Origin of the sequence: Scrofimicrobium canadense, from assembly GCF_009696615.1 — a bacterium.
In the GTDB taxonomy this organism is placed as follows: domain Bacteria; phylum Actinomycetota; class Actinomycetes; order Actinomycetales; family Actinomycetaceae; genus Scrofimicrobium; species Scrofimicrobium canadense.
The window spans coordinates 1-3,250 of the sequence record NZ_VULO01000026.1 but is presented as its reverse complement, the minus strand read 5'-3'; the positions used below and the strand labels follow the sequence as shown (position 1 = coordinate 3,250).

Annotated in this window: 2 rRNA genes; both read right to left on the bottom strand. The window is 52.7% G+C overall.

The window, feature by feature from the left end:
* Positions 1-2,208, bottom strand: a 23S ribosomal RNA gene (locus FYJ24_RS12225); the annotation flags it as partial.
* Between the two features lie 294 nt (positions 2,209-2,502).
* Positions 2,503-3,250 (bottom strand): 16S ribosomal RNA (locus tag FYJ24_RS12220); the annotation flags it as partial.

Genomic DNA, 3,250 nt, shown 5'->3' with positions numbered 1-3,250 from the left:
GTGTCCCCGCATCAACGGGTTAGAACTCAAATAATCAAAGGGCCGTATTTCAACAGCGGCTCCACAAACACTGGCGTACCTGCTTCGAAGCCTCCGGCCTATCCTACACATCAATTACCCAAATTCAATGTTAAGCTATAGTAAAGGTTCACGGGGTCTTTTCGTCCCATCGCGGGTAATCGGCATCTTCACCGATACTACAATTTCACTGAGCTCACGGTTGAGACAGCGTCCAGATCATTACACCATTCGTGCAGGTCGGAACTTACCCGACAAGGAATTTCGCTACCTTAGGACCGTTATAGTTACGGCCGCCGTTTACCGGGGCTTCGATCAAGAGCTTCGGACGAATCCTGACACCATCACTTAACCTTCCGGCACCGGGCAGGCGTCACACCCTATACGTCCTCTTGCGAGTTGGCAGAGTGCTGTGTTTTTACTAAACAGTTGCAGCCACCTGGTATCTTCGACCGGTTCGGGCTTGGAGAGCAAGTCTCGTCACCCTACGCCGGCGTGCCTTCTCCCGAAGTTACGGCACCATTTTGCCTAGTTCCTTCACCCGAGTTCTCTCAAGCGCCTTGGGATTCTCACCCTGACCACCTGTGTCGGTTTGGGGTACGGTCGCACATGATCTGAAGCTTAGAGGCTTTTCCTGGAAGCGTGGCATCAATGACTTCGACACCGTAGTGTCTTCGTTTCGTGTCTCGGCCTTGAAGGGTCCCGGATTTACCTGAGACCCCAGCCTACTCACTTTCACCAGGACAACCAACGCCTGGCTCACCTAGCCTTCTCCGTCCCCCCATCGCAATCATGTCCGGTACGGGAATATTGACCCGTTTCCCATCGACTACGCCTTTCGGCCTCGCCTTAGGGGCCGACTCACTCTGCTCCGATTAGCGTCGAACAGAAACCCTTGGTCTTCCGGCGAGGGAGTTTTTCACTCCCTTTATCGTTACTCATGTCAGCATTCGCACTCGTGATACCTCCAGCATGCTTCTCAACACACCTTCATCGGCTTACACGACGCTCCTCTACCGCTCATCCGTAAGGATGAACCCGTAGCTTCGGTACCTGGTTTAGCCCCGTTACATCTTCCGCGCAGGCCGACTCGACTAGTGAGCTATTACGCTTTCTTTAAAGGATGGCTGCTTCTAAGCCAACCTCCTAGCTGTCTGAGCCTTCCCACATCGTTTCCCACTTAACCAGGATTTGGGGACCTTAGCTGACGGTCTGGGTTGTTTCCCTTTTCACGACGGACGTTAGCACCCGCCGTGTGTCTCCCACGCTGGCACTCACCGGTATTCGGAGTTTGCCTCGGGTTGGTAAGTCGGGATGACCCCCTAGCCGAAACAGTGCTCTACCCCCGGCGGTGATACGTGAGGCGCTACCTAAATAGCTTTCGAGGAGAACCAGCTATCTCCGAGCTTGATTAGCCTTTCACTCCGATCCACAAGTCATCCAAATCTTTTTCAACAGATCCTGGTTCGGGCCTCCAGTTGATGTTACTCAACCTTCACCCTGCTCATGGATAGATCGCTCGGTTTCGGGTCTATATCCAGCGACTGTGTCGCCCAGTTAAGACTCGGTTTCCCTACGGCTCCCCTATACGGTTAACCTCGCCACTGAATATAAGTCGCTGACCCATTATACAAAAGGTACGCAGTCACAGAACAAGTCTGCTCCTACTGCTTGTACGCACACGGTTTCAGGATCTATTTCACTCCCCTCTCCGGGGTTCTTTTCGCCTTTCCCTCACGGTACTGGTTCACTATCGGTCAGCCAGGAGTATTTAGCCTTGGAGGATGGTCCCCCCGTCTTCAGTCAAGGTTTCTCGTGCCCCGACCTACTCGATTTCACGTGATCAGATTTTCGACTACGGGGCTATCACCCGCTATGGCCAGACTTCCCAGTCTGTTCGTCTAATCCGTCACACGCTTAAGGGCTGGTCCCCGTTCGCTCGCCGCTACTAGGGGAATCTCGGTTGATTTCTTTTCCTCAGGGTACTTAGATGTTTCAGTTCCCCTGGTTCGCCTCTTGCGCCTATGTATTCAGCGCAAGATACTCATCTTGTGATGAGTGGGTTTCCCCATTCAGAGATGTCCGGGTCACAGGTCGTTTGCCACCTCACCGAACCTTATCGCAGGCTACCACGTCTTTCATCGCCTCTGGCTGCCTAGGCATCCACCGTGTGCGCTTCATTGCTTGACCCTATAACCCGAAGGAGTCTGGGGTTCGCAATGATAACGATTGCCGGATACGCTTGAGACGTATCACAATACAATTTACGTAGAAACGCGTTCAACGCGTTTCTGTCAGCATGATATACATTGTTAAAGAGCGACTGCCATAGGCAGTGATAAACACGCTGTTTCTTTCATTTTAAAAGAAAAAAGAAGGTCTTTCTTTTTCTTTCAACGTGAAAGCGCGTTTATCACTGCGCATCAACAGCATTCTGATCAGGTAATTCATTGTGAGCGCTTGCCGCGAGGGGAAGGCATCGTTTAAGGAGGTGATCCAGCCGCAGGTTCCCCTACGGCTACCTTGTTACGACTTCACCCCAGTCATGAACCACACCGTGGTGATCGCCCTCTTGCGTTAGGCTAACCACTTCTGGTGCAGTCCACTCCCATGGTGTGACGGGCGGTGTGTACAAGGCCCGGGAACGTATTCACCGTGGCATTCTGATCCACGATTACTAGCGATTCCGACTTCACGGAGTCGAGTTGCAGACTCCGATCCGGACTGAGATCGGCTTTTCGGGATTGGCTCACTCTCGCGAGTTGGCAACCCTTTGTACCGACCATTGTAGCACGTGTGTAGCCCTACTCGTAAGGGCCATGATGACTTGACGTCGTCCCCACCTTCCTCCGGTTTGTCACCGGCAGTCTCCTTAGAGTTCCCGCCATTACGCGCTGGCAAATAAGGACAAGGGTTGCGCTCGTTACGGGACTTAACCCAACATTTCACAACACGAGCTGACGACAGCCATGCAGCACCTGTCTCTGCGCTCCCGAAGGCACTAAGGTATCTCTACCAAATTCGCAGGATGTCAAGAGTAGGTAAGGTTCTTCGCGTTGCATCGAATTAAACCACATGCTCCACCGCTTGTGCGGGCCCCCGTCAATTCCTTTGAGTTTCATTCTTGCGAACGTACTCCCCAGGTGGATAACTTATCGCTTTCGCTTAGCCGCCGACCGTGTATCGCCGACAGCGAGTTATCATCGTTTACTGCGTGGACTACCAGGGTATC